Below are 23,877 nucleotides of genomic sequence, written 5' to 3'. Positions count from 1 at the left end.
GCTTTTTTTTTATTTCATCGCGATGGCCTTTCTGGCGTTGCGCACGTCATTCTTCAGCAATTCGCTCAGGTTGTAAGCCGGATATTGACCGCGTTCTTCCATATACTCAAAGACCATTTGATGCCACTTGATGGCCGCGTTTAAGTGCTTGACGAAAACGTGTCTTAATTGAGGTGTGGCCGTCTCTGTAATGGCTCCGGCATAATTGCGCACAGATGTTTTGGCCAGGATGAGCAGGCCGCCGCTGTAAAAGGAGGAATCAGCGCGCTCTTCTGTTTCATCCTCACGAAAAGCGGGAGCTTCAGGGAAGAAAGGAAGCAGTTCACGCAGATTTTGTTCCAGCGAATGGATGGAAAATCTGTAAAGCTGTTTTAATCTGGCATCGCTTACGTCCCGCTCTGTTCTTTTTAATTTCACAAGTCCGTTTGCCTGGAACGCCACTAACTCATGCAGTTCTAACGTTTCATGCCATGCTAATGTTCTCCGCTCAGTCATGGTGTAAGAATCTCCTTTATCCTTCATTTTCACTTTCAGCATATGCCCCGGTCCCGATGTTGTTCCTGATGTTTTGAAGTTTCCAGAAAGGGAAAATCAATGTAAAGGAAATACGAAATAGAGGTGAAACTATATGTGGGACATGATAAAGAACTTCTTCCTTTTCAGCAGCGGGGTTTTGCAGGCGACCACTCTCTTACTTATCGTTATCGTCTTGTTATATGTACGAAAAACCAAAAAGAAAAACAGAGATACTTCTGGTTTCATGGATGATCAGGATCACTGATACAACGGGCATTCTTTCACTGGGATGTCCGTTTGTCTGTTTTCATGTTTCACATGGAACATTGCGGCTGTCCGCGCTCATTTTACTTGCGATTTCGACTTATGTTAAAATATATACGTGTATTTTGGAGAGTTTATGGAAAATTCAGGTCTTGAAAGAGACATTGCGGCGTCAAAAGAGCAGTCGTCTAAGCTGCTCTTTTCTATTCGTATGTTCGAATGATACAAGGTTTGAGGTGAGTAAGTGAAAAATACAAGGGCTCTAATAGAAGGCGCCATTTTGATCAGTATTTTTGCAATCATTTCCCTTTTGGTCGTGTACCTCCCTTTACTGGGGGCAATTCTTTTCTTTGCTTTGCCGCTGCCGATCATTCTTTACACCATTCGGCACGGTCTGAAGCCCGGGGTATGGATGGGGCTTGCCAGCCTTCCTGTCAGCTTTATTGTAAGTTCGTTTACCGGGCTTACAGGCGCTTTTACGGCGGCCTGTACGGGAATCGCCATGGGATATTATTTTAAAAAGAAACAGCCCGGCTATGCGGTTGCTGCCGGCGCTATGGCGTATGTGTTGTGCGGCGTCGTTTTTTTTGTGGTCAGCATCGTGTTTCTTAATATGAATGTGGTTGATACCACCATGTCCCAGCTTCGGGAGTCGCTGTCTGTGGCTGATACCATGTCAAAACAGCTCGGTTACGGAGACCAGTTCGGGAAGCAGATCAAGCTGATGGAAAGTCAGCTGAGCACGGTTCAATATCTTTTTCCGGCAGTGCTCGTATTGACCGGCATCGTTTTTTCTTTCCTCAGTTATGCTATGGCAAGGCCGCTTTTACGGCGATTTTCCCCTGATCTTCCGAAGATGAAGCCTTTTAGAGAGCTCAAACTCCCACAAGTCGTTGTTATTTTGTACTTTGTTGTGACGATATTAGGGTTTCTGCATTTAGAAAAAGGGCATATGATGTATTCGGTTTCATTGAATGGGGGACATATTCTCAGCTTGCTGATTTGTATTCAAGGATTAGCGTTTATTTTTTTCTATTGCCATGAGATGGAGATGCCGAAAGCCGTGCCTGTATTAGCAATTGTGCTGGGGGTGCTTTTTCCGCTCATCTTGTCCGTGTATCTCCTCTTAGGCATCATTGACATAGGCTTTAACATAAGAAATAAGGTGACGCGAAATTGAGTGTGACTTACAGGTGGGGAGTTGATAGAAATGCCTAGTTTTTATGAAAAACCGTTGTTTCGGTATCCCATCTATGCATTGATTGCATTGTCAATCATCATAATCCTCATCAGCATTTACTTTAACTGGCTGATAGGAGCCATCGGCGTTGTGCTGCTCGCCGTGATCTTGTTTTTCATTAAGCGTGCGGATTCTCTGATCAGAAAAGAAATTGACGATTATATCTCCACGTTATCGTATAGATTGAAAAAAGTAGGCGAAGAGGCATTAATGGAAATGCCTATCGGGATTATGCTGTTTAATGATCAATATTACATTGAGTGGGCGAATCCGTTTTTGTCTTCCTGTTTTAATGAAAGCACGCTCGTCGGACGCTCGCTGTATGACACATGCGAGGCCGTCGTGCCGCTGATCAAGCAGGAGGTCGATTCGGAAACGATCACCTTGAATGAGCGGAAGTTTAAAGTAGTGATTAAAAGAGATGAGCGCCTGCTTTATTTCTTTGATGTGACAGAACAGATTCAGATTGAAAAGCAGTACGAAAATGAGAGAACCGTGCTGGCATATATCTTCTTAGATAACTATGATGACGTCACACAGGGGCTGGACGACCAAACGAGAAGCACGATGAACAGCCAGGTCACCTCATTATTAAATGCGTGGGCGCAGGAGTACGGCATTTTCCTGAAACGGACGTCCTCGGAGCGGTTTATCGCAGTGTTAAATGAACACATTTTAACGGAGCTTGAAAACGCGAAATTTTCGATTTTGGATGAAATCCGAGAAAAAACATCCGTTCACACTGTATCTTTGACCCTCAGCATCGGGATCGGCGCATCGGTTTCTTCCTTGAAGGAGCTTGGAGATCTGGCGCAGTCCAGCCTCGATTTGGCTCTCGGCCGCGGAGGCGACCAAGTGGCGATCAAAATGCCGAACGGCAAGGTGAAATTTTACGGCGGCAAAACGAATCCGATGGAGAAGCGCACAAGGGTGCGCGCCCGGGTGATTTCTCACGCGCTCAAGGAAATTGTCTCAGAAAGCAGCAATGTCATTATTATGGGGCACAAATTTCCTGATATGGACGCGGTCGGAGCCGCAATCGGAATATTGAAGGTGGCGCAGGCCAACGGCAAAGAAGGCTACATCGTCATTGATCCGAACCAGATCGGATCAAGCGTTCAGCGCCTGATTGAAGAAATTAAGAAATATGAAGAGCTGTGGTCGCGGTTCATCACGCCGGAAGAGGCGATGGAAATTTCAAATGATGACACGCTGCTTGTCGTCGTTGATACACATAAACCATCCCTTGTGATGGAAGAGCGTCTCGTGAACAAAATCGAGCACATCGTTGTGATTGACCACCACCGCAGAGGCGAGGAATTTATTAAAGACCCGCTGCTCGTTTATATGGAGCCATACGCTTCATCCACCGCAGAACTCGTGACGGAGCTGCTTGAATACCAGCCGAAGCGGCTCAAAATCAATATGATTGAAGCGACGGCCCTGTTAGCTGGTATAATAGTGGATACGAAGAGCTTTTCCCTTCGCACGGGCTCGCGGACGTTCGACGCCGCTTCTTATTTGAGAGCGAAAGGCGCAGATACGGTTCTGGTGCAGAAAGTTCTCAAAGAATCCGTCGGTTCTTATATCAAGCGGGCGAAGCTGATCCAGCATACGTCTCTTTATAAAGAACATATCGCGATTGCTTCTCTTCCTGAGAACGAAGAGGAGTACTTTGACCAAGTGCTGATTGCGCAGGCGGCTGATTCCCTCTTATCGATGAGTGAAGTGGAAGCTTCATTTGCGGTAGCCAGACGGGATGAGCATACGGTGTGCATCAGTGCGAGATCGCTGGGCGAGGTCAATGTGCAGATTATTATGGAGGCGCTGGATGGCGGAGGGCATTTAACCAATGCGGCAACCCAGTTATCGGGCATTTCTGTCTCAGAAGCGCTCGTCCGGCTGAAGGAAGCTATTGATGAATATTTTGAGGGAGGCGTTCAGAGATGAAGGTTATTTTCTTACAAGATGTAAAAGGAAAAGGAAAAAAAGGCGAAATGAAAAACGTAGCAGACGGTTATGCACATAACTTTCTCATTAAAAAAGGCCTCGCTGTCGAAGCAAATGCGACAAACATCAGCGCATTGAAAGGACAGAAAGAAAAAGAGAAAAAAGAAGCGATTGCCGAGCTTGAAAGAGCCAAAGATTTGAAAGAAACGCTTGAACAGCTGACTGTTGAGCTGAGTGCCAAATCCGGTGAAGGCGGCCGTCTATTCGGATCTGTCACAAGCAAACAGATTGCAGAAGCGCTGCAAAAAACGCATAAGATTAAAGTGGATAAACGGAAACTGGAGCTCCAAGACGGTATCCGCACACTGGGATATACAAACGTCCCTGTAAAGCTGCACCCTGAGGTTCAGGCTGTCCTGAAGGTTCACGTAAAAGAAGAAGCGTAATAAACAATGAAAAACCCGCCGATCCGGCGGGTTTTTTTCATGTCAGCAGACGGCGCAGCGCAAGAAAATGATGAGATTGTTTCATTTCCGATCATCACCAGAGTGCATATTATATTACATCATAACGAAGGATGTGTCGGTATGAAACGATTTTTTTCTGAAACATATTTTAATAATCCGGAGAATAAAAAGGCGCTGGAGCACTATCCGCTGATCGGAGACGGAAAAGACGGGGAAGTCTATCGTTTGGCACACAACAAATGTATAAAATATTTCTTTGATCAAGAGACATGCAAGAAGGAATTGGCAGCTTTAAAGACCGGACAAGGTTCCCCGGTGATTCCAAGACTGTATGAATACGGAAATCGTTATATTGTGATGGAATATGTCCAAGGCACCTCTCTTGCCCGCCATATCAAACAAGAAAAATCCCTGTCCGTCAAACTGACTGCTGATATTTTAAATATGCTGGATGAATTAAAGAAAATCGGTTTTACCAGATGGGATGCCGAAATCAGGCACATTCTGATCAATGAATACGGCAATCTTAAAGTCATCGACCATAAAAGAGCTTTTTCCGCCATTACCCGGTTTCCCGTAAAACTATTAAAAGGACTGGACAAATACGGCTTGGCGGATGAGTTTTTGAACACTATAAAAAAATTAAATCCGTCACGTTACCTGGAATGGCAGCCGCACATGTAAGTTTCTGAAAATCCGCACATGTAAGTTTCCTTTTTTTAGGGTCGTCATATGATATTTGTAACATTTGTTTGGTGGAGTGTGGAAAAAATGGCAGAATACATTATGGTTATCGGCGCTCATCCCGATGATGAACTATTGGGATCAGCGGGCACCATAAAACGGCTGATCAATGAAGGATATAAAGTGATTTCCGTTATTACGGCATTAGGAAGAAAAGAAGAAGCTCATCATATTAAACAATTAGGCGAACGCGCGAATCAAGAGCTTGGAATTGAGAAAGTCATCTTTTTGGAGCACACGAATTTAGAGCTGGAATGTATCCCTCTTCATAAGCTTGTTAAAGAATTAGAGCAGCTCATTCGCGTCTATCAGCCTGATAAAATCTTTACACATCATTACGGCGATATCAATATGGACCACCAGAGAACATTCCAAGCAGTTTTAACAGCCGCCAGACCGCTTCCGAATCAAAAGCCTATCGAACTGCTTACGTTTGAAACGTTATCTTCAAGCGAGTGGGAGAGAAATACGGCTGATAAACTCTTCAAGCCCAATTACTTCGTCAATATCACAGACACAATGGATGCCAAACTCGCGGCGCTTCACCACTATGACGTAGAAATGAGGGATTACCCTCATCCCCGTTCATATGAAGGCGTAAAACATTTAGGAAAAGTCAGAGGGATGACGGCGGGTGTGGAATACGCTGAAGCTTTTGAAGTCGTGCGGAGGATCTGGAAATGAACAAGACATTTTCCGTCCCCTATCCGTATATGATCCAGACGCTTGACCGCTACTACGGGGTCAAAACGCGCCCTCAAAAAAAGGCGGCAGTAAAGACACAGTTGAAACATGAACATCATATTCCGCGGTTATACAGGAAAAAAAAGAAGTTATCCATTTTGATTGCCACGTTTTGGGACTACCCGCACACGGGCGGTTTATCAAACTATATTAAAACGCTTAGTGAAGGCCTGAAAAAGAGAGGTCATAAGGTGGATGTCATATCCCCTAATCTGTTTCCATCCGCACAGGTAAAAGAACTGCGGGCGGCTGTTGTTCCGAAATTAAAAGATTTCTTTAAAGACAGATATGGGGATTATAACGATCATATTTTGAAAAATAATCGGCTGATGTTTATATACGAGCAAATGCTTCAGAAGATTCATTTGGAAAGATATGATGTGTTCCACGCTCAAGATTTATTTACAGCCAATATGTTAGGCAGGTTCAATCAAATCTATAAAAAACCTTTATTTTTCACACCGCATGGCATGTTTACTTTCAACAGACTTAAATTTCACATCTTTAAAAAAGGCTCGGTAGAAGAGATTTATTATAAAACATTAGAGATGAAAGCCATTGAATACGCAGATCGCCTGATTATTATCAGCGATACGTTCCGCAGCCCGCTCATGAAGCTCGGAGCCGAACAGGAAGACATGACAACGGTGGTCACAGGAATCGATTACGATGCAAAAACAGGCGGGAAAAGAAAAATCCCGGTACCGAAAAATAAGATCATCATCTCGTGTATTGCAAGATTAGGCCCGAGAAAAGGTCACAAATATTTACTGGACGCACTTTCGAGAATTCCATCTGATGTACTTGAGCATGTTGAAGTGCTGATCGCAGGCGACGGAGAGATGAGGAGCGCCTTAGAGGAACAGGCTCGAAAACTGAATCTATCTATGGTTTCCTTTTTAGGAAAAAGAGATGATGTTCCCGCTATTTTGAATATGACGGACATATTCGTACTGCCGACCATTAATGATAGTCTGCCTATTTCGATTATTGAAGCTATGTTCAGCGGCTCGGCTATCATCGCGACCGATTGCGGGGGTATTCCGGATCTGATCCGCCATAACAAAACGGGGCTTATTGTCGAGCCGGGAAATGCAAAGGTTCTTGCCCGGGCTTTAGCGTTTTTTATCACTAACAAATCTGCGCGGAAGATAGCTGCTTCAAACGCAAAGGCCTACGCGGAGAAATATTTAAGCAGTGAGACGATGATAAAAAATATCGAATCGATTTATCAAAATACCATCAAGCTCGGAGGGAGATCATGAAACATGAACATGCAGCCGTTGTACTTGATTTCAGTGCAAACGGGATTGGGATCATTCGCAGCCTGGCCCGAAGAGGAATCGATGTTTACGCGTTTGACACGGAGGGACCTTATCGTATCGGAAAATCAAGATTGGCAGATTGCGGGATATGTCCCAGCCCTTTAACACAAGAGGAAGAACTGCTGACATTTCTGACTGATTTCGGGAAGCGATTCCAAGCAAAGCCGGTTCTGTACGCAGGATCTGATGATTATGCGGGATTTATATCTAAATTCCGCGAGACATTAGCCGGTTTTTTTTTATTTTTGCTCCCGAGCCACTCTCTGTTAGAAACGGTTTTAGATAAAAGCAAAGCATATGAATTAGCGGTCAAGCATAACATCCCCTGCCCGAAAACCTTTTTTCCGAACAACCAGGATGAGCTGGAAGAGGCCATCGCCAATATTGACTTCCCGTGTATTTTAAAACCGGTGGCCGGCCATGAATACAGAAAAAAAGTAAACAAAAAAGCAATTGTAATGAAGGATGCCGCACAATTGCGCAAGGAGTTCAGCTCCTACAGAGAAAATGGAGAACTGCTCGTGCAGGAGATCATCCCCGGAGACAACCAGTGTTTTTATAAAGTCGCCACTTTTTATGATGACCAAATGAAATTAATGGGCTTATTCTCTCTGCAAAAGAACCATCAATTCCCTGCAGATTTTGGCGCGGGGGCCCACGTCGTCAGCAAACGGCTTCCTGATTTAATCGAGAAGACCCTGCCGTTTTTTGAAGCGATTCAGCTGAAGGGAGTAGGCATGGCGGAATTTAAAAAGGATCCCCGGGACAATGTTTACAAGTTTATCGAAATTAATCCGCGCTTTTGGCTCAGCCATAGCCTGACAGAACCGGCAGGCGTTCATTTCGTTTACATGTACTATCTGTATTTGACCGGACAACATGTGAAGCCCCAGCTCGAACAAAAAGACGGAATCAACTGGATTTATGAGGTGCGTTACTTCTTAACGTTTTTGAAGAAACGAAAAAGAGGAGAAATGACGTTCCGGGATTTTTGGAAAGGGTGTAAAGGAAAAAAAGAGTACGCTCTTTTTGCTTGGAATGACCCGATGCCATTTATCAGAAACACTTGGTCTCATCTCAAAAACAGCTGGAAACGGAAGCGGAAGGAAGATCGGCATGTATGAAAAGGATCTTTTGTATGGCGCATTTCAAAAACTGAGAATTGACGAAAAACTGTCGTATTCGTTCGGTGAAAGGGCCGCGGTGAATCCGGATGACATCACGTGCCTGAAATCGACGGACAGAAGCGCCATTTATAAACTGTCTGTAAAGAAAAAATCCGGCACTGTTCCGCTGATATTGAAGGTATATAAATCTTCCCGTGAAAAAAATAAGGTCGAGATTAATATATACGGGAAAGCCCGTTCTGTTTTAGGGGATTTGCTGCCGGACATCTATCATATAGAAGAAAGTGACCATGAAACGTGGATATTTATGGAGTTTGTCAGCCAGATCAGGGGACAGCTTACATTTCAACCGAAGCATTTCAAGTATATTATTCCGTCTGTCGCAGAACTGCACAGCCGCACCTTTGAAAACAAGAATATTTCTGACGGTAAATGGCGGTCGTGGCTGCCGGTATACGAATCGGAAACCATGAGAAAAGAGCGTAAAAAGCAGATCAAAAAGACAGCGGAATTATTGGATAGAGCTCTTAAAGATGAGCGCACAAAAGATATCGTGAAGCCTCATTATCGGCAAATCACAAACTTGCTTGAGCAGGAGGAGCCGGATTTTTTCCCTGAATTGATACAAAACGGCTCAGCCATCACACACGGTGATCTTCATATGCAGAATATCTGCACCCACGATGCGTCCGGACATGAACCGTGGGATATTCAATTCATCGATTGGGAATCCGCAAAATACGCGCCGGTTTGGTTTGATATGACGGTGCTGGTCGAAATTCTGCTTGGCTTCAGAAAAGATTGGAGCCGGCACGCAGAAGATATTCGGACGTATTGCGTAAAAGTGTATACGAAAGAAATGAAAAAGCGGGGCATTCATTTTCAGACCCCTCCTATGACGCTTTATAAAATGGCTTATTTGCAGAGAACACTTGAGAAAGGGCTTCATACCCAATTGCGGAGAATCTTCGACAATCGGGGAGGGGAACTGCTGCCGTATCATGTTGACAAAGTGTCAACATGGGGACGGGAATTAGGATTATAAGTTTGAGAGAGGGGGAGCGGATGTGAAAGAAGAGATCGGCAAGCCGAACGGTCTGGTGCCTCCAGCCTTATTGCGCGTCATGGATCAATTTTACGGGATCGAACATCAAGGTGAGCCAGAGATACTGTATTCGTTCTGTGCGGAAGGAAAAAGCTCCCCCAAACGAAAAAAGCCATTGCATATTCTGTACGCAACCTTTCTCCGTTACCCGAATGTCGGAGGGTTGGCGAGTTATATCACGTCAATTAAGACGGGTTTTGAGCGCATCGGTCATCAAGCGGATGTCATCTCGCCGCTCCAAATGCCGCCAACTTTTTTTCAGGAAGATATCCCGCGGGCCGCTGACGAGATCAGAGCGTTACTTGTTGGCAGATACGGCGCCGCAAACGAAAAGTTAGTGAAGAATCTCAGCTATTTACATGTCTTTCAAAGATTTTTGAAGGAGAAAGACTTAGAACAATATGACCTGTTTCACGCGCAGGATTTATTTGCGGTATTTTTGCTGGGATACCTTAATCAAACGTATCGGCGTCCTCTTTTTTTTACGCCGCACGGACATTTTACGAAAAGCCGGATGAAGTTTCATAAAATCCAAAAGGGTTCAATAGAAGAGGCATATTTCAGTGAAATAGAAAGGCAGGGTATTCGGGCTTCGGATAAAATCATTACAATCAGCGACTCCTTTCACGAGCCCTTGCTGGAGTACGGAGCGAAGGAGACTCAGCTGACGACTGTTCATACCGGTATTCACATTCAGGATGCCCCTGAGCCAAAACGTGCTGAAAAGCTCGTGATTGCGTGCGTTTCCCGTCTGACCGAGCGAAAAGGACATGATGTGCTTTTGGACGCCCTCGCACACATCCGGCACCATTTATCCGGAGTCGACATATGGATCATCGGAGACGGAAACATGAGAGGGTTTCTGGAAGAAAAGAAACGGAAACTGGGCCTCTCGAATGTGTTTTTCCTCGGAAAACGCCGTGATGTGCCGGCGCTTTTGGCTGAATCATCTATATTTGTCCTGCCGACATTGAATGATAATTTCCCTATAGCGATCATCGAAGCGATGTTCTCAGGTCAAGCCATTGTCGCAACTGACTGCGGAGGAATCCCTGAGATGATCCGGCATGAGGACACAGGACTTATCTGTCAGCCCGGCAACAGCCGCGAACTTGCTGATGCTCTCGTAATGCTGATTACGGATCAGTCTCTCAGGGAACGGCTTGGAAAAGAAGCGCGCTCCTATGCCGGCCGGCATCTGCGTCAGGAACTGATGGTTTCAAAAATAGAAAGTATTTATCAATCATTTTTCTGAATGATACCGGCGCCGCATGGCAGGTGCTTCCAAGAGCAAAATAAAGAGGCCGGCGTTTAACTATCCAGCCTCTTTGCGAACTATTTTTTCATCTCATACAGAGTCTGCTGACTTTGTCCGCCCGGGCCGCCTGTCATTCCTTGCCGGGCTGAGGTTGTTTTTCCGGTGCTGTATTGGTCAGCTGAGATTTTTGTGCCGTTCTTTTTAATCCATGAGACAAGCTTTGTGTTGCCTGAACTGTTTCCGGATAATAAGAAATACTTCACTTTTCCATCATCAACAAGTTTTTTCAGCTGTGAGACGGTTAAAATCGGATCGGTTCCGTTAAATCCTCCGAGTGCCATGACTGATTCATTCGTATGGATGATATAAGGCGCCGCAGTCACCGTGGTGAGCGTTGCAAACAGATATTCCTCACCTGTCTGATGCTTTTTCAAATAAGACAGCAGGCCTGTATCCACTTCAGAGGTGAACATATTGCCGCCGTTTGAGCTTTTCAGCTGCGGGCCGGATTCGGGTATGACGCTGTTTCCGCCGTAAAGGATCGGCGTGGCTGACCAGTACAGCGGCGTGAGCATCAACACACACATGGTGATCACGGTCAGTTGTCTGCCGAACGGCTTGTGTTTCATCACAATGAGGGCAATGACAGTGCCGAGCCCCAACAGTCCGAGGATGTACATCCAAGCGCTGCCGATCTGGTTTGTATACCCGCTTACGATGAAGACCTGAAAACCGGCGGTGAGAAAGACACCCGCAGGCAGCAGCCAGCCCGTCCAGCCTTTATCATGCTTGTATAAATCATATAAGGCCCGCCAGCCGATTCCGGAAAGGGCTGCGATCGGAGGCGCCAGCATGATTAAGTAGTACGGATGGAAAAAGCTTGCGATGCTGAAGAAACCGGCGGCAGGCACAAGCCATGCTGTCCAAAACATCGTTTCTTTCATTTCCTCCGCTTTTTCCCGGCGGTTTCTGTACCAGCTGATGACGGCGCCGAACAAACCGGTGAGCGCAAAAGGCAGCATCCAGCTGATTTGCCCCGATAATTCAGATTGGAAAAGCCTGAGCGCACCCGGGGTACCGTTGCCATACATGTTCATACTCATGCTTTTGCCGCCGCCGGGGCCTTGTGAGCCGCCGTTTTGTGGCGGAGGAGTTCCGCTTCCTTGCGGTGAGGCCGCGTTCTGTCCGGATGGCTGCCGGGGCATTTGAACCTGCCCGTTTTTTCCCTGAGGAGCGCTGCCGCCCATTGCCGGGCTGTTCGTTCCCGGAGGCTGCATGCCCATCCCTTCCTGCATCACGCTTTTTCCGCCGGTCATGCTGCCGTGAGAAAGGCCCGTCGTCTGCCCGAGCAGCCGTTCTGTCCCGTTATATCCGAATGCCAGCTCCAGCACGGAGTTTGTCTGGCTGCTGCCGATATAGGGGCGGCTTGATGCGGAAATGGAATCAACGGCTGCCGCCCATGAGACGGAGAGCGCCAGTAGAACGGCTGAAGAAGCGAGAAGTGAGATCAGTTTTTTCTTAATGGATGTGTGTGATGCAATGAGATAAAAAAGCAGAAAAGCCGGAAGCACGATGTAGGCCTGCATCATTTTCATATTAAAGGCAAGACCGACAAGTGCGAATGCGGATAAGAGCCAAATGATTTTGCCGCGTTTCACCGCGCGCATCAAACACCAGGAACCGAGAAGCAGTGTAAAGACGAGCATGCTGTCGAGATTATTCGTCCGGCTGACGGCCGCCGCAATCGGCGTCAGCGCCATGACAAAAGCGGCGATTCTGGCCGCGCCCGTGCCGAACGAAGGCTTTATCATGAAATACAGCAGCAGAACGGAACCGAGCCCCGCCAAAGCCTGAGGAAGAATCACGCTCCATGTATGTACGCCGAAGACCAAAGCGAAAATCGTTTGAATCCATAAAGCGACAGGCGGTTTGTCTACCGTGACAAAGCCGGACGGGTCAAAGGATGCGTAGAAGAAGTTGTGAAAGCTTTGCGTCATGCTTTTGACGGCAGCCAAATAATACTGGTTGGCGGCATCATCCTGCCAAATGCCGTACATATTCAAAGCCGCCGCTGCTGATAAAATACCGATAAGAACGATGTCCAGTCGTTTTGTTTTCAATGGTTTCACCTCTTTTGTGACCCCATTGTAAAAAATAAATATGAAAAAGTTATGAATAAATGATAACGATTCAAAGAATGTTTTACCAAAATTTTCTTCACGAAAAAAAGAGGCGGAAAGCCATCGCTTCCGCCTCCCGCACATATATATGAGAGAGCAGCCTTTATTTGTGATCGTTCTCTTTTTGGATTTCAGCTAATTTGGCAAGCAGAATGTGCTGAGGCATGTGCATGATTCTCTCAAGCGGCATATTCAGTGATTCTGCGAGCTTTTGCGCCGTTTCGGCGGAAATTTGCAGCGGTTTCATGTGATCACTCCTTCCGTTTCTTTATTGTACTAAAATCAGAAATCTATCGTAAGAGGATATGACAAAGGAATGGAGGTTTGAAAAGCGGGGCTTTATAACAGAATGGGGGAGGTTTTTTATGCAATCGCCATTGATGTTATTACAGCTGAAGCTGGCTGATTATCAGAAAAAAGCCGCAGAACTGCGGACAATTGACGAATTTATCATACTGAAACAGACATTGCAGGACATGATGAAAGTATTCGCCGCCTGTGAAGAATGGGAGCTGTATCAAAAAACGGCCGATCTCATGGCGCAGACGGTGCTGCACATCCGTTTCATCGAATAAGAAAAGCCCTCGCTCGGGCGAAGGCTTTTCTTAAAAGGACCGTTCTTCTTCAATGTTTTTATGCTGATCATAAATGACAAGCTTAGACGGGCTGTTCTCTTTAGCCGTCTGCTCCGCTTTCTCGATCGCCGCGTCCTTTGATGTATAAAGAGCCGTCGGCGCCACATTTTCCACCTTCACAAACCATCCGTCCGCATCAACACTGGGTGTTACTGCATATGTTTTCATCCCTCTTACCTCCTGGTTTCGATTTATTTATTTGTTTCCCAGCATTCGGAATGGCGAAACACGCAGCCGCTGTTTGACAAATACAGGGAAAGTGATATTTTTCTATTCTTTTTCATGAGAAATGGTAAAATGGAGTTTGGATATTTTTTAAGGAGAGGACGGTGCTTAGCATGACAGACCTTCTGAATGATCGGCTGCCGCCGCAAAACATAGAAGCTGAGCAGGCCGTGTTAGGTGCTGTTTTTTTACAGCCGTCTGCGTTGACACTGGCTTCTGAAGTGTTGATTCCGGATGATTTCTACAGAATGTCACATCAAAAAATTTACAATGCCATGCTTGTGCTCGGAGACCGCGGTGAACCGGTTGATTTGGTCACGGTAACGTCAGAGCTTGCGAATACCGATTTGTTAGAAGAGGTGGGAGGCGTCTCTTACCTGACGGACATCGCGAATTCCGTTCCGACAGCGGCTAATATAGAATATTACGCGAAAATCGTTGAGGAAAAATCCATTCTCCGCCGTTTAATCAGAACGGCGACCTCGATTGCTCAAGACGGGTATACGCGCGAGGATGAAGTTGAAGATTTATTAAGCGATGCGGAAAAAACGATTATGGAGGTCGCGCAGCGAAAAAATTCGGGCGCCTTCCAAAATATTAAAGACGTGCTTGTGCAAACATACGACAACATTGAGCAGCTTCACAACCGGAAAGGCGATATTACCGGGATTCCGACCGGTTTTATCGAGCTTGACCGGATGACAGCGGGGTTTCAGCGGAATGATTTGATCATTGTCGCGGCCCGTCCGTCTGTGGGGAAAACGGCGTTCGCTTTAAATATTGCGCAAAACGTGGCCACCAAAACGGATGAGAGCGTCGCGATATTCAGTCTTGAGATGGGTGCCGAGCAGCTTGTCATGCGTATGCTCTGCGCTGAAGGGAATATTAACGCCCAAAATCTCAGAACGGGAAATCTGACGGAAGAAGATTGGGGCAAGCTGACGATGGCGATGGGAAGCCTGTCAAACAGCGGTATCTTTATAGATGACACCCCCGGCATCCGCGTCAGCGAAATCCGTTCAAAATGCCGCCGGCTGAAGCAGGAAAACGGATTGGGCATGATTTTAATTGACTACTTGCAGCTCATTCAGGGAAGCGGCCGTTCGAGCGACAACCGCCAGCAAGAGGTATCGGAAATATCACGGGCGCTAAAAGCGCTGGCGCGGGAGCTTGAAGTCCCGGTCATCGCTCTGTCTCAGCTCTCCCGGGGTGTTGAGCAGCGGCAGGATAAACGTCCGATGATGTCAGATATCCGTGAGTCGGGAAGTATTGAGCAGGATGCCGACATCGTCGCCTTCCTGTATCGTGATGATTACTATGATAAAGAATCCGAAAACAAAAACATCATCGAGATCATTATCGCCAAACAGCGTAACGGCCCGGTGGGTACCGTCTCACTGGCTTTTGTGAAAGAATATAATAAGTTCGTAAACCTGGAAAGGCGCTTTGATGACGGCGGTGTTCCGGCAGGTGCGTAAAGCCTCAAGCAATGTCTTGAGGCTTTTTTTCATCCGAAAGAATGAGAGAATGCCGTCCGTTCGGCAGACGAAAAAAAGAAAGCGCTTTTATATAATGGCATGAAGGGAGGGATGATGATGACAATTGAATTTCCGCAATTTCAAGCGGCGCAAATCCGGATTGCCCGGCCGACCGGACAGCTCAAAGAAATCATCAGGTTTTATGAAGAGGGCCTCGGGCTGAAAAGGGTCGGCAGCTTTTCCGGACATGAGGGCTACAGCGGCGTCATGTTCGGCCTGCCCCATACGCAATATCACTTAGAATTCACCGAAGAAACCGGCTCGTCTCAGCCGGCGCCTGTTCCGCACGGCGACAGCCTGCTTGTCTTTTACATCCAGGATCAGCAGGAGATCATTCGCATCAGCACGAAATTAAAGCAGATGGGATATGAGGAGAAAGCACCCGAAAACCCGTACTGGAAAGAAAAAGGCGTGACCATCGAAGATCCTGACGGCTGGGGGGTCGTCCTGATGAATACAAGCGGCATATAAATGATTGTCTGAAGAACCCTGATTACGGGTTCTTTTTCTTGTTAAAGCATGAAAGTTTCAGGAGTAACAGATAGTAAATGAAAGAGAAAACGCTTTTAATCATGTTTAAGGCGAACAAATATAGATTGATAAGATTTTAATGTTCGGATTTACGATTGACTTTCTGTTTCGGCACTGATACACTTAATTTGTTTGAATGAGATATCGTTTTGAAAGGTTAACGGAGGTGCACGGATATATGTCTTCAGTAGTCGTAGTAGGTACGCAGTGGGGCGATGAAGGAAAAGGTAAAATTACAGATTTCCTATCAGAAAATGCAGAAGTGATCGCACGTTATCAAGGCGGAAACAATGCAGGACATACCATCAAGTTTGATGGCGTCACGTACAAGCTTCATTTAATCCCATCAGGAATTTTTTATAAAGAAAAAGCGTGTGTCATCGGGAACGGAATGGTTGTTGATCCGAAAGCGCTCATAACGGAGCTTGCGTATCTTCATGAACGCAATGTGAGCACGGATAACTTGAGAATCAGCAACAGAGCCCACGTCATTCTTCCATACCATCTGAAACTGGATGAAGTAGAGGAAGAACGCAAAGGGGCCAACAAGATCGGCACAACGAAAAAAGGCATCGGACCTGCTTATATGGACAAAGCGGCGCGGATCGGCATCCGGATCGCAGACCTGCTAGATCGTGACGTGTTTGCAGAAAAGCTTGAACGGAACCTTGAAGAGAAAAACCGTCTGCTTGAAAAAATGTATGAAACGGAAGGCTTCAAAATTGAAGATATTCTGGATGAGTATTATGAATACGGCCAGCAGATTAAAAAGTATGTATGCGATACATCCGTCGTCTTAAATGACGCGCTGGATGAAGGCCGCCGCGTTTTATTTGAAGGCGCTCAAGGGGTTATGCTTGATATTGACCAAGGGACATACCCGTTTGTCACTTCATCCAACCCGGTCGCCGGAGGGGTGACGATCGGTTCAGGCGTAGGCCCGACAAAAATCCAGCACGTCGTCGGTGTATCTAAAGCGTACACAACCCGTGTCGGTGACGGTCCTTTCCCGACTGAGCTGAAAGATGAAATCGGGGATCAAATCCGTGAAGTCGGACGCGAATACGGCACAACGACAGGCCGTCCGCGCCGTGTCGGCTGGTTTGACAGCGTTGTTGTCCGCCATGCCCGCCGTGTCAGCGGAATCACAGATCTTTCTCTGAATTCAATCGATGTGCTGACTGGCATTGAAACATTGAAAATCTGTGTCGCTTACCGCTACAAAGGTGAAGTGATTGAAGAATTCCCGGCAAGTCTGAAAGCTCTCGCAGAGTGTGAACCGGTATATGAAGAAATGCCTGGCTGGACGGAAGATATCACAGGCGCAAAAACATTAAGTGATCTTCCTGAAAATGCGCGCCATTATCTGGAACGCGTATCTCAGCTGACGGGTATTCCGCTTTCTATTTTCTCTGTCGGTCCCGACCGTTCACAAACGAACGTCATCCGCAGTGTATACCGCGCTAACTAAGAATTTGCAGCAAACAAGCCTCCGGTCACGGAGGCTTGTTTTTTTATGTAGGAAAAAAATAATAGATTTTTTTCAAAAAAGTAGTTGCCACTTTCGAATGTTCTATGATATTATAAATCTCGTTGTTACGGAACAGCTTCAATAGAGTACTGCAAGAAAGCTTTTGTCTCAATGCTCTATGATACATAATCCGACACATCAAGAGCCATTAGCTCAGTTGGTAGAGCATCTGACTTTTAATCAGAGGGTCGAAGGTTCGAGTCCTTCATGGCTCACCACTTTTTATGGCCCGTTGGTCAAGCGGTTAAGACACCGCCCTTTCACGGCGGTAACACGGGTTCGAATCCCGTACGGGTCATTGATTTACTTTAGCGTTATTGCTAACTCCTTATTTGTCCTCGGAGGGCCGCCACGATACGGTTCTCCGGACAAATTACTGTAAGGTCCGGTAGTTCAGTTGGTTAGAATGCCTGCCTGTCACGCAGGAGGTCGCGGGTTCGAGTCCCGTCCGGACCGCCATTTTACTTTACTTTATAGTATAGAAAAGAAACATCTGGCTCGGTAGCTCAGTTGGTAGAGCAACGGACTGAAAATCCGTGTGTCGGCGGTTCGATTCCGTCCCGAGCCACTTACCCAAACGCATCTGCAATAGTAGGTGCGTTTTTTCTTTTGTTATAAAAAAGGGAGAGCCGGCTTTTCAGCCGGCCCAGAAGAAGACGTCAAACACTAGACGGCGTTTTTTTTCTTGAGGTTTCAAAAAAATATTATTTTTTAAAAGAAAATAAAAAACATGACAAAAGGATGGCAGTTCAATACGTTTTTGCGCTGTTCTCTTTAATTTTTTTATCTTTTGACCTGAAACCGTTATAATAGACGGGGAACGTTTTTCACGATACGAATTGTGATCATCATGAAACATCAATAGATGAAATGAAGTCATTCTGGCAGGAGGAAAATCAAGATGATGGATAAGAAAATCCTTGTAGTCGATGATGAAAAACCGATTGCAGATATATTAGAGTTTAATTTAAGAAAAGAAGGCTATGACGTGCATTGTGCGTACGACGGAAACGAAGCCGTGGAAATGGTGGAAGAGCTTCAGCCTGATTTAATTCTTTTAGATATTATGCTTCCGAATAAAGACGGAGTTGAAGTGTGCCGGGAAGTCCGGAAAAAATATGATATGCCGATTATTATGCTGACGGCAAAAGACTCGGAGATTGACAAAGTCATCGGGCTTGAAATCGGAGCGGATGACTATGTCACGAAGCCTTTCAGCACGCGTGAGCTTCTGGCCCGCGTCAAAGCGAACCTGCGCCGCCAGCTTACGGTTGCGCCGGCTGAGGAAGAATCAGCTTCTAATGACATTCATATCGGTTCTCTCGTCATCTTCCCTGACGCTTATGTCGTATCAAAAAGAGAAGAAACGATCGAGCTGACTCATCGTGAGTTTGAATTGCTTCATTACTTAGCCAAACATATCGGACAGGTCATGACCCGTGAGCATCTGCTGCAGACTGTGTGGGGCTATGACTATTTCGGTGACGTGAGAACGGTGGATGTAACAGTGCGCCGCCTTCGCGAGAAAATCGAGGATAATCCGAGCCATCCGAACTGGATCGTCACAAGACGGGGTGTCGGTTATTACTTGAGAAACCCTGAACAGGACTAACCGGCGATGAATAAGGTTGGTTTTTTTCGGTCGATTCAGTTTAAGATCACGCTGATCTATGTGCTTCTCATTATCATCGCCATGCAGATTATCGGCGTGTACTTTGTGAAACAGGTGGAGAATTCTCTTCTCAAGTCCTATGAATTATCGTTAAATCAGCGGATTGACAATCTATCCTATTATATTGAGCAGGAATATAAAGGAGATAATGACAGCACCGTCATTAAAGATGACGTCAAACGGATTTTGAATGATTTTACGAAGAATAATGAAATACGGGAGATTACATTTGTTGATAAAAGCTATGAGGTCGTCGGTTCTTCGAGGCCTTATGGCGAGGAAATAGCGGGGAAACAGACGACTGACCCGATTTTTAAACGGATTTTCTCAACAAAACAGGCCTATTCAAAAAAATATTATGATCCTAAAAGCAAAAACAGAGTGCTGATTTCAGCAAAACCTGTCGTCACAGAGAATCAGGAAGTTGTCGGCGCGATATATGTCGTGGCCAGTATGGAAGATACCTTTAACCAGATGAAAACCGTCAACTCGATTCTTGCTTCAGGAACAGGCTTAGCCCTTGTTCTGACGGCTCTTCTCGGTATATTTCTCGCCCGCACCATTACCCATCCGCTGTCGGATATGCGTAAGCAGGCGATGGAACTGGCAAAAGGGAATTTCTCCAGAAAAGTGCGGAAATATGGGCATGATGAAATCGGTCAGCTCGCAACGACGTTCAACCATCTGACGAGAGAGCTTGAAGATGCCCAAGCCATGACGGAAGGGGAGAGAAGAAAGCTTTCTTCCGTTATCGCGTATATGACGGACGGTGTCATCGCTACGAATCGCAACGGGGCTATTATTCTTTTAAACAGCCCTGCGCTTGAGCTGCTGAATGTTTCACGTGAAACGGCTTTAGAGATGCCGATTACGTCTTTATTAGGCATAAAAGAGAACTTTACATTTGAGGATTTAGTAGAACAGCAGGATTCAATGCTGCTGGAGATCGAACGTGACGATGAGACGACTGTACTGCGGGTGAATTTTTCCGTTATTCAGAGAGAGCACGGAAAAATCGACGGTTTAATCGCGGTTCTTTATGATGTCACCGAACAGGAAAAACTCGATCGGGAACGCAGAGAGTTCGTTGCCAACGTGTCTCATGAGCTGCGGACACCGCTGACGACCATGCGAAGCTATTTAGAGGCGCTTGCAGAGGGCGCGTGGGAAAACAAAGATATCGCTCCGCGTTTCTTAATGGTGACCCAAAATGAGACTGAGCGCATGATCAGATTGGTGAACGACCTGCTCCAGCTTTCTAAATTCGACAGCAAAGATTATCAGTTTAATCGGGAGTGGATTCATATGATCCGCTTTATGTCACTGATTATCGATCGTTTTGAAATGACGAAAGAACAGCATGTCGAATTTATCCGCGAGCTGCCGGACAGAAATCTGTACGTGGAGATTGATCAGGATAAAGTGACGCAGGTTCTCGATAATATCATTTCTAACGCACTGAAATACTCACCGGAAGGCGGACATGTCACTTTCTCGGTCGATGTGAATGAGAAAGAAGAGCTGCTTTATATCAGCGTAAAAGATGAAGGTATCGGCATTCCGAAAAAAGATGTGGAAAAAGTCTTTGACCGTTTCTACAGAGTGGATAAAGCGCGCACGAGAAAACTCGGCGGCACCGGGCTCGGCCTTGCGATTGCAAAAGAGATGGTTCAGGCTCACGGCGGAGACATTTGGGCCGACAGTGTAGAAGGCAAAGGAACGAAGATTACATTTACTCTTCCATATAAAGAAGAGCAAGAGGATGATTGGGATGAGGCGTGAAAATATAAAAACAGTCATACTGTCAGTGCTGGTCGTCATTAGTCTTGTTTTAACATGGGGAATTTGGACATTCCAGCCCAATTTTTCAGAAGGCACGGCCTCAACCAAATCGACTGTCCGGGAAAAGCATAAAATTGATAAAACGAGCCAAAAAGTGTCGCAAACGGTAAAACCCCGGGATATGTTTATTCATACAAACGGCTCTCATTATAAAGTGGATGATGAGACGCTCTTTAATGACCTGTGGGCGGATTTGCCGCAATGGGAAGTAAAAGGGATGAAGGATATTTCCGATCAATACGACAAGCTCGGTTTTAAAAATTGGCTTTACGGCAGAAACGGCAATTCGGCAAAGCTCGATCTGCAATTCAATGACACCATTCCGATTGATTTCTTCCAAACGATGTTTAAATGGTCGAATCCGTCAATGGAATACAGCTCATTTGACCATATTGTCATTCCATTTAATGAGAATAAGACAAATAAAAAGATTTACATGGTCTCATACAGCAAGCAGCTGATTTTGGAAGTGACTGTGGAATCGGCGAATTACCGCAATCTGATGAATGAGCTGTACAGCAAAAAGTCGAGTATGCCGTTATACCACCTCTATTCGGTCGGAAAAAGCAAAGAATTTCTCATGCCGAATGCGCGGTTTAATATGAAGGAAAAAGAATTTATCACTGAAACCATTAAGACGAACCTGTTTAAGCAGACGCTTTTTAATGATCCGAGCACGGTCAGAGAAGACCCGAATTACAATCGGAATGTGCTGACTGACGGAATCAGCCGTCTGGAAATCAATTCGACACAGCGGCAGATTCAATTCCAGCATCGGAACCTGGCACAAAGCGCTTCTTATCAAACAGGGGAGCTGATTAAGAAAAGCTATAAATATTTAGAGGATACGGGAAGCTGGACGGATCATTATCAATTTTTCAATGTGAGTGATAACCAGCAGCTGAGTTTCTACATGTTTAAAGACCAAATGCCTGTGATCAACAGCACGTCTAAGCCTTTCGGATCCGGACCTGTTTTAACCCTGCAATGGGCCAATGACGAGGTTCTCAGCTACAAGCGGCCGAACTATGTTCTCGGACCGAATCCGATTAAAACAAAAGACGTAAAAATGATGAACGGCAATGAGGTTGTGTCTCTGCTGGAGCAGCAGGATAAATACGACGTGAACAAAATCGACCAGATCTTCCTGTCCTATCAAATGGTCTCTTCATCAACGAATGATCTCGTTGAACTGGAACCCGTCTGGAGTATGAAAATCAACGGGAAGATCGTCCCGATTACGAAAGATCTGCTGGGGAAGGAGGAGGACGATAATGGAGTGGAATAAGACAAAAACGATCTTCATCATTGCCTTCCTCATCCTCGATATTTTTCTCGGCTATCAGTTTTTTGAAAAACGCTCGAGCAGTGAATACGAAGTGATTAAAAATTCAAATGTGGAAAAAGACATGGAGATGGATCATATCACATTCGGAAACCTGTCTTCTGATTCCGCGACGGGCTACCGGCTGACGGCGGGCCAAAAGGTATTTACCGCTGAAGATATTGATGCTTTGAAAGATCAAAAGCCTTTAATGGAGATGCCGGCGGATGATCACAAGGTTACCACACTGAAAATGAAATTTACCGATCCGGTCGGTTTATCGAAGCAAAAACCGCAGGAGGATGCGGAATCGCTCGTCAGCTCTAAAATAACCGGCGGTGAAAAATATAAACTGTGGAAAGTCGACAAGGATAAAAAACAGATCATTTTTTACCAGATGTATGACGGCCAGTTTATTTATCAGGATTTTGACTCGTCCACGGATGCGATCGGACAGGTGATTCTGCACCTGAACGATAAAAACGAGGTCGTATCTTACGAGCAGACCATGCTGGAGTCATTCAAACGAATCCAGACGGAGAGCCTGATTCCTGAGCTTGATGCGGTCGAATTATTGTATTCTCAAAATTACTTAAAAGCGAATTGCGCCGTTAAAAGCGTCAAGTTCGGCTATATTGCCCAATATCCGCTGACAAGTACGCAGGTGCTGGCGCCGGTATGGAGAATTACAATCGAAGATAAGTCAAAAGGGACGAAGAAAAAGACACTGCAAACGTACACTGTGAACGCATTGGAAAGTACAGTCATTGATAACAATCAAAATAAATAATGGAGTGAGACACAATGGGCTTGCAATTTAGCGTGCTTGCGAGCGGGAGTACCGGAAACGCGTTTTATCTGGAGACAGATGAGCACTCTTTTCTGGTAGATGCCGGCCTGAGCGGTAAAGCGATGGACGGGCTGATGGAGAGAATCGGCCGCAAGATAGACGACGTCGACGGCATTTTTGTCACTCACGAGCACAGCGACCATATTAAAGGGCTCGGCGTCATTGCGAGAAAGTACGGACTTCCCGTCTACGCCAATGAAAAGACGTGGAAAGCGATGGAGAATCAGATCGGCAAGCTGGATACCGGACAAAAGTTTCTGTTCCCGATGGAAAGCGTGAAATCCTTCGGCGGGCTTGATGTTGAGTCATTCGGCGTCTCTCATGATGCGGCCGAGCCGATGTTTTATGTTTTCCACTACCAAGGCAGAAAGCTCGCGCTGATGACGGACACCGGGTATGTGAGCGACAGAATGAAAGGCATCATCCGTTCGGCCAATGTGTTTGTGTTTGAAAGCAACCATGATGTCGGCATGCTGCAAATGGGCAGATACCCATGGAGCATTAAGCGGCGGATTTTAAGCGATGTCGGCCACGTCTCGAATGAAGATGCGGCGCTCGCCATGACTGATGTCATCGGCGACGGCACATCGCGCATCTATTTGGCGCATCTGAGCCAAGACAACAATATGAAGGAACTGGCGAGAATGTCCGTGCAGCAGACATTGGCTGCGAAAGGATTTGTCGCCGGGGAAACGTTTCAGTTATTTGATACCGATCCGAAAATCCCGACGCCGCTGTGCGCCGTGTAATTTTTCCAAATGAATCATGATTATTAATCCGCGATCTGACCCACACTATAAGCAAATCGA

The 23,877-nt window shown here is 46.0% G+C and carries 23 protein-coding genes and 4 tRNA genes; 23 read left to right on the top strand and 4 right to left on the bottom strand.

The annotated features are described in order from the left end of the window. Positions 1-9: 9 nt before the first annotated feature. Positions 10-495, bottom strand: coding sequence for a spore coat protein (locus HWY38_RS05060; RefSeq protein WP_007407913.1), 486 nt, complete (start codon positions 493-495; stop codon positions 10-12). Between the two features lie 133 nt (positions 496-628). Between HWY38_RS05060 and HWY38_RS05055 the strand changes: the two genes are divergently transcribed. The 10 genes from HWY38_RS05055 (at position 629) to HWY38_RS05010 (ending at position 10,737) form a co-directional block, all read left to right on the top strand. Continuing rightward, a complete protein-coding gene (locus HWY38_RS05055; RefSeq protein WP_004393059.1) occupies positions 629-781 on the top strand; it encodes a hypothetical protein in 153 nt (50 codons plus the stop codon). Between the two features lie 243 nt (positions 782-1,024). Beyond that, complete coding sequence (locus tag HWY38_RS05050) at positions 1,025-1,960, top strand: YybS family protein (RefSeq protein WP_224181396.1); 936 nt, start codon at positions 1,025-1,027, stop codon at positions 1,958-1,960. Between the two features lie 30 nt (positions 1,961-1,990). Then, positions 1,991-3,970 (top strand): DHH family phosphoesterase, encoded by a 1,980-nt coding sequence (locus HWY38_RS05045; protein WP_007407911.1) that lies wholly within the window; start codon positions 1,991-1,993, stop codon positions 3,968-3,970. Continuing rightward, complete coding sequence (gene rplI / locus HWY38_RS05040) at positions 3,967-4,416, top strand: 50S ribosomal protein L9 (RefSeq protein ID WP_004393063.1); 450 nt, start codon at positions 3,967-3,969, stop codon at positions 4,414-4,416. The genes HWY38_RS05045 and rplI overlap by 4 nt, the downstream gene beginning before the upstream one ends. Before the next feature lie 6 nt (positions 4,417-4,422). Beyond that, positions 4,423-5,121: a kinase gene (locus HWY38_RS05035; protein WP_317986209.1), complete on the top strand. Its 699-nt coding sequence runs from the start codon at positions 4,423-4,425 to the stop codon at positions 5,119-5,121. An 87-nt stretch (positions 5,122-5,208) separates the two neighbouring features. Beyond that, entirely contained in the window at positions 5,209-5,865 is a 657-nt protein-coding gene (locus HWY38_RS05030; RefSeq protein ID WP_007407908.1) for a PIG-L deacetylase family protein, read from the top strand. Then, a complete protein-coding gene (locus HWY38_RS05025) occupies positions 5,862-7,190 on the top strand; it encodes a glycosyltransferase family 4 protein (RefSeq protein ID WP_224181394.1) in 1,329 nt (442 codons plus the stop codon). The genes HWY38_RS05030 and HWY38_RS05025 overlap by 4 nt, the downstream gene beginning before the upstream one ends. Then, positions 7,187-8,374 (top strand): carbamoyl-phosphate synthase, encoded by a 1,188-nt coding sequence (locus HWY38_RS05020; protein ID WP_007614989.1) that lies wholly within the window; start codon positions 7,187-7,189, stop codon positions 8,372-8,374. Before HWY38_RS05025 ends, HWY38_RS05020 begins: the two co-directional genes overlap by 4 nt. After that, entirely contained in the window at positions 8,367-9,422 is a 1,056-nt protein-coding gene (locus HWY38_RS05015) for an ecdysteroid 22-kinase family protein (protein ID WP_224181393.1), read from the top strand. The genes HWY38_RS05020 and HWY38_RS05015 overlap by 8 nt, the downstream gene beginning before the upstream one ends. A gap of 22 nt (positions 9,423-9,444) precedes the next feature. Next, a complete protein-coding gene (locus HWY38_RS05010) occupies positions 9,445-10,737 on the top strand; it encodes a glycosyltransferase family 4 protein (RefSeq protein WP_224181392.1) in 1,293 nt (430 codons plus the stop codon). Between the two features lie 80 nt (positions 10,738-10,817). Here the strand turns inward: HWY38_RS05010 and HWY38_RS05005 are convergent, their stop codons facing one another. Both HWY38_RS05005 and HWY38_RS05000 read right to left on the bottom strand, forming a co-directional pair. Further along, on the bottom strand, positions 10,818-12,860 hold the full coding sequence (locus HWY38_RS05005) for an ArnT family glycosyltransferase (protein ID WP_224181391.1): 2,043 nt from the start codon (positions 12,858-12,860) through the stop codon (positions 10,818-10,820). Positions 12,861-13,023: 163 nt separating this feature from the next. Continuing rightward, the gene (locus HWY38_RS05000; protein ID WP_014306172.1) at positions 13,024-13,167 is read right to left on the bottom strand and encodes a YycC family protein; all 144 of its coding nucleotides are present in this window, start codon (positions 13,165-13,167) and stop codon (positions 13,024-13,026) included. A gap of 118 nt (positions 13,168-13,285) precedes the next feature. On the opposite strand from HWY38_RS05000, the gene HWY38_RS04995 reads away from it, so the two are divergent. Then, the gene (locus HWY38_RS04995; protein ID WP_015418617.1) at positions 13,286-13,495 is read left to right on the top strand and encodes a hypothetical protein; all 210 of its coding nucleotides are present in this window, start codon (positions 13,286-13,288) and stop codon (positions 13,493-13,495) included. Positions 13,496-13,525: 30 nt separating this feature from the next. On the opposite strand, the gene HWY38_RS04990 is transcribed toward HWY38_RS04995, so the two are convergent. Next, positions 13,526-13,723, bottom strand: a complete 198-nt coding sequence (locus tag HWY38_RS04990) for a DUF2188 domain-containing protein (RefSeq protein ID WP_007407900.1) — start codon at positions 13,721-13,723, stop codon at positions 13,526-13,528. A 170-nt stretch (positions 13,724-13,893) separates the two neighbouring features. On the opposite strand from HWY38_RS04990, the gene dnaB reads away from it, so the two are divergent. The 12 genes from dnaB to HWY38_RS04930 all read left to right on the top strand — a co-directional run bounded on the left by dnaB (position 13,894) and on the right by HWY38_RS04930 (position 23,817). Next, on the top strand, positions 13,894-15,258 hold the full coding sequence (gene dnaB / locus HWY38_RS04985) for a replicative DNA helicase (protein WP_004393100.1): 1,365 nt from the start codon (positions 13,894-13,896) through the stop codon (positions 15,256-15,258). 117 nt (positions 15,259-15,375) lie between these two features. Continuing rightward, positions 15,376-15,789 carry a VOC family protein gene (locus HWY38_RS04980; protein WP_224181390.1) on the top strand — a complete coding sequence of 138 codons (414 nt, stop codon included), beginning with the start codon at positions 15,376-15,378 and terminating at the stop codon, positions 15,787-15,789. 238 nt (positions 15,790-16,027) lie between these two features. Next, positions 16,028-17,320 (top strand): adenylosuccinate synthase, encoded by a 1,293-nt coding sequence (purA, locus tag HWY38_RS04975; protein ID WP_012118894.1) that lies wholly within the window; start codon positions 16,028-16,030, stop codon positions 17,318-17,320. Between the two features lie 202 nt (positions 17,321-17,522). After that, positions 17,523-17,598 (top strand) — tRNA-Lys (locus HWY38_RS04970). Between the two features lie 8 nt (positions 17,599-17,606). Beyond that, a tRNA-Glu gene (locus HWY38_RS04965) sits at positions 17,607-17,678 on the top strand. An 84-nt stretch (positions 17,679-17,762) separates the two neighbouring features. After that, positions 17,763-17,839: transfer RNA gene (locus HWY38_RS04960), tRNA-Asp, on the top strand. 36 nt (positions 17,840-17,875) lie between these two features. Beyond that, positions 17,876-17,948, top strand: a tRNA-Phe gene (locus HWY38_RS04955). A 336-nt stretch (positions 17,949-18,284) separates the two neighbouring features. Beyond that, positions 18,285-18,992 carry a cell wall metabolism DNA-binding response regulator WalR gene (walR, locus tag HWY38_RS04950; RefSeq protein ID WP_004393104.1) on the top strand — a complete coding sequence of 236 codons (708 nt, stop codon included), beginning with the start codon at positions 18,285-18,287 and terminating at the stop codon, positions 18,990-18,992. Between the two features lie 6 nt (positions 18,993-18,998). Then, positions 18,999-20,834: a cell wall metabolism sensor histidine kinase WalK gene (gene walK / locus HWY38_RS04945; RefSeq protein WP_004393106.1), complete on the top strand. Its 1,836-nt coding sequence runs from the start codon at positions 18,999-19,001 to the stop codon at positions 20,832-20,834. After that, positions 20,824-22,182: a two-component system activity regulator YycH gene (yycH, locus tag HWY38_RS04940; protein WP_015418614.1), complete on the top strand. Its 1,359-nt coding sequence runs from the start codon at positions 20,824-20,826 to the stop codon at positions 22,180-22,182. The genes walK and yycH overlap by 11 nt, the downstream gene beginning before the upstream one ends. Then, the gene (locus HWY38_RS04935) at positions 22,169-23,008 is read left to right on the top strand and encodes a two-component system regulatory protein YycI (protein ID WP_224181389.1); all 840 of its coding nucleotides are present in this window, start codon (positions 22,169-22,171) and stop codon (positions 23,006-23,008) included. Before yycH ends, HWY38_RS04935 begins: the two co-directional genes overlap by 14 nt. A 14-nt stretch (positions 23,009-23,022) precedes the next feature. Continuing rightward, the gene (locus HWY38_RS04930) at positions 23,023-23,817 is read left to right on the top strand and encodes an MBL fold metallo-hydrolase (protein ID WP_007614969.1); all 795 of its coding nucleotides are present in this window, start codon (positions 23,023-23,025) and stop codon (positions 23,815-23,817) included. The last annotated feature ends 60 nt before the right edge of the window (positions 23,818-23,877 follow it).

Origin of the sequence: Bacillus sp. KS1 (assembly GCF_020075515.1) — a bacterium.
GTDB lineage: Bacteria > Bacillota > Bacilli > Bacillales > Bacillaceae > Bacillus > Bacillus velezensis.
The sequence above is the reverse complement of the archived record's forward strand: the minus strand, read 5'-3'. Positions and strand labels throughout refer to the sequence as shown.

What these genes read in the sequence shown, in the direction of transcription:
- HWY38_RS05060 (WP_007407913.1), bottom strand. Translation starts at nt 495, where the DNA reads ATGACTGAGCGGAGAACATTAGCATGGCATGAAACGTTAGAACTGCAT.
- HWY38_RS05055 (WP_004393059.1), top strand. Translation starts at nt 629, where the DNA reads ATGTGGGACATGATAAAGAACTTCTTCCTTTTCAGCAGCGGGGTTTTG.
- HWY38_RS05045 (WP_007407911.1), top strand. Translation starts at nt 1,991, where the DNA reads ATGCCTAGTTTTTATGAAAAACCGTTGTTTCGGTATCCCATCTATGCA.
- rplI (WP_004393063.1), top strand. Translation starts at nt 3,967, where the DNA reads ATGAAGGTTATTTTCTTACAAGATGTAAAAGGAAAAGGAAAAAAAGGC.
- HWY38_RS05035 (WP_317986209.1), top strand. Translation starts at nt 4,423, where the DNA reads ATGAAAAACCCGCCGATCCGGCGGGTTTTTTTCATGTCAGCAGACGGC.
- HWY38_RS05030 (WP_007407908.1), top strand. Translation starts at nt 5,209, where the DNA reads ATGGCAGAATACATTATGGTTATCGGCGCTCATCCCGATGATGAACTA.
- HWY38_RS05025 (WP_224181394.1), top strand. Translation starts at nt 5,862, where the DNA reads ATGAACAAGACATTTTCCGTCCCCTATCCGTATATGATCCAGACGCTT.
- HWY38_RS05020 (WP_007614989.1), top strand. Translation starts at nt 7,187, where the DNA reads ATGAAACATGAACATGCAGCCGTTGTACTTGATTTCAGTGCAAACGGG.
- HWY38_RS05015 (WP_224181393.1), top strand. Translation starts at nt 8,367, where the DNA reads ATGTATGAAAAGGATCTTTTGTATGGCGCATTTCAAAAACTGAGAATT.
- HWY38_RS05000 (WP_014306172.1), bottom strand. Translation starts at nt 13,167, where the DNA reads ATGAAACCGCTGCAAATTTCCGCCGAAACGGCGCAAAAGCTCGCAGAA.
- HWY38_RS04995 (WP_015418617.1), top strand. Translation starts at nt 13,286, where the DNA reads ATGCAATCGCCATTGATGTTATTACAGCTGAAGCTGGCTGATTATCAG.
- HWY38_RS04990 (WP_007407900.1), bottom strand. Translation starts at nt 13,723, where the DNA reads ATGAAAACATATGCAGTAACACCCAGTGTTGATGCGGACGGATGGTTT.
- dnaB (WP_004393100.1), top strand. Translation starts at nt 13,894, where the DNA reads ATGACAGACCTTCTGAATGATCGGCTGCCGCCGCAAAACATAGAAGCT.
- HWY38_RS04980 (WP_224181390.1), top strand. Translation starts at nt 15,376, where the DNA reads ATGACAATTGAATTTCCGCAATTTCAAGCGGCGCAAATCCGGATTGCC.
- purA (WP_012118894.1), top strand. Translation starts at nt 16,028, where the DNA reads ATGTCTTCAGTAGTCGTAGTAGGTACGCAGTGGGGCGATGAAGGAAAA.
- walR (WP_004393104.1), top strand. Translation starts at nt 18,285, where the DNA reads ATGGATAAGAAAATCCTTGTAGTCGATGATGAAAAACCGATTGCAGAT.
- walK (WP_004393106.1), top strand. Translation starts at nt 18,999, where the DNA reads ATGAATAAGGTTGGTTTTTTTCGGTCGATTCAGTTTAAGATCACGCTG.
- yycH (WP_015418614.1), top strand. Translation starts at nt 20,824, where the DNA reads ATGAGGCGTGAAAATATAAAAACAGTCATACTGTCAGTGCTGGTCGTC.
- HWY38_RS04935 (WP_224181389.1), top strand. Translation starts at nt 22,169, where the DNA reads ATGGAGTGGAATAAGACAAAAACGATCTTCATCATTGCCTTCCTCATC.
- HWY38_RS04930 (WP_007614969.1), top strand. Translation starts at nt 23,023, where the DNA reads ATGGGCTTGCAATTTAGCGTGCTTGCGAGCGGGAGTACCGGAAACGCG.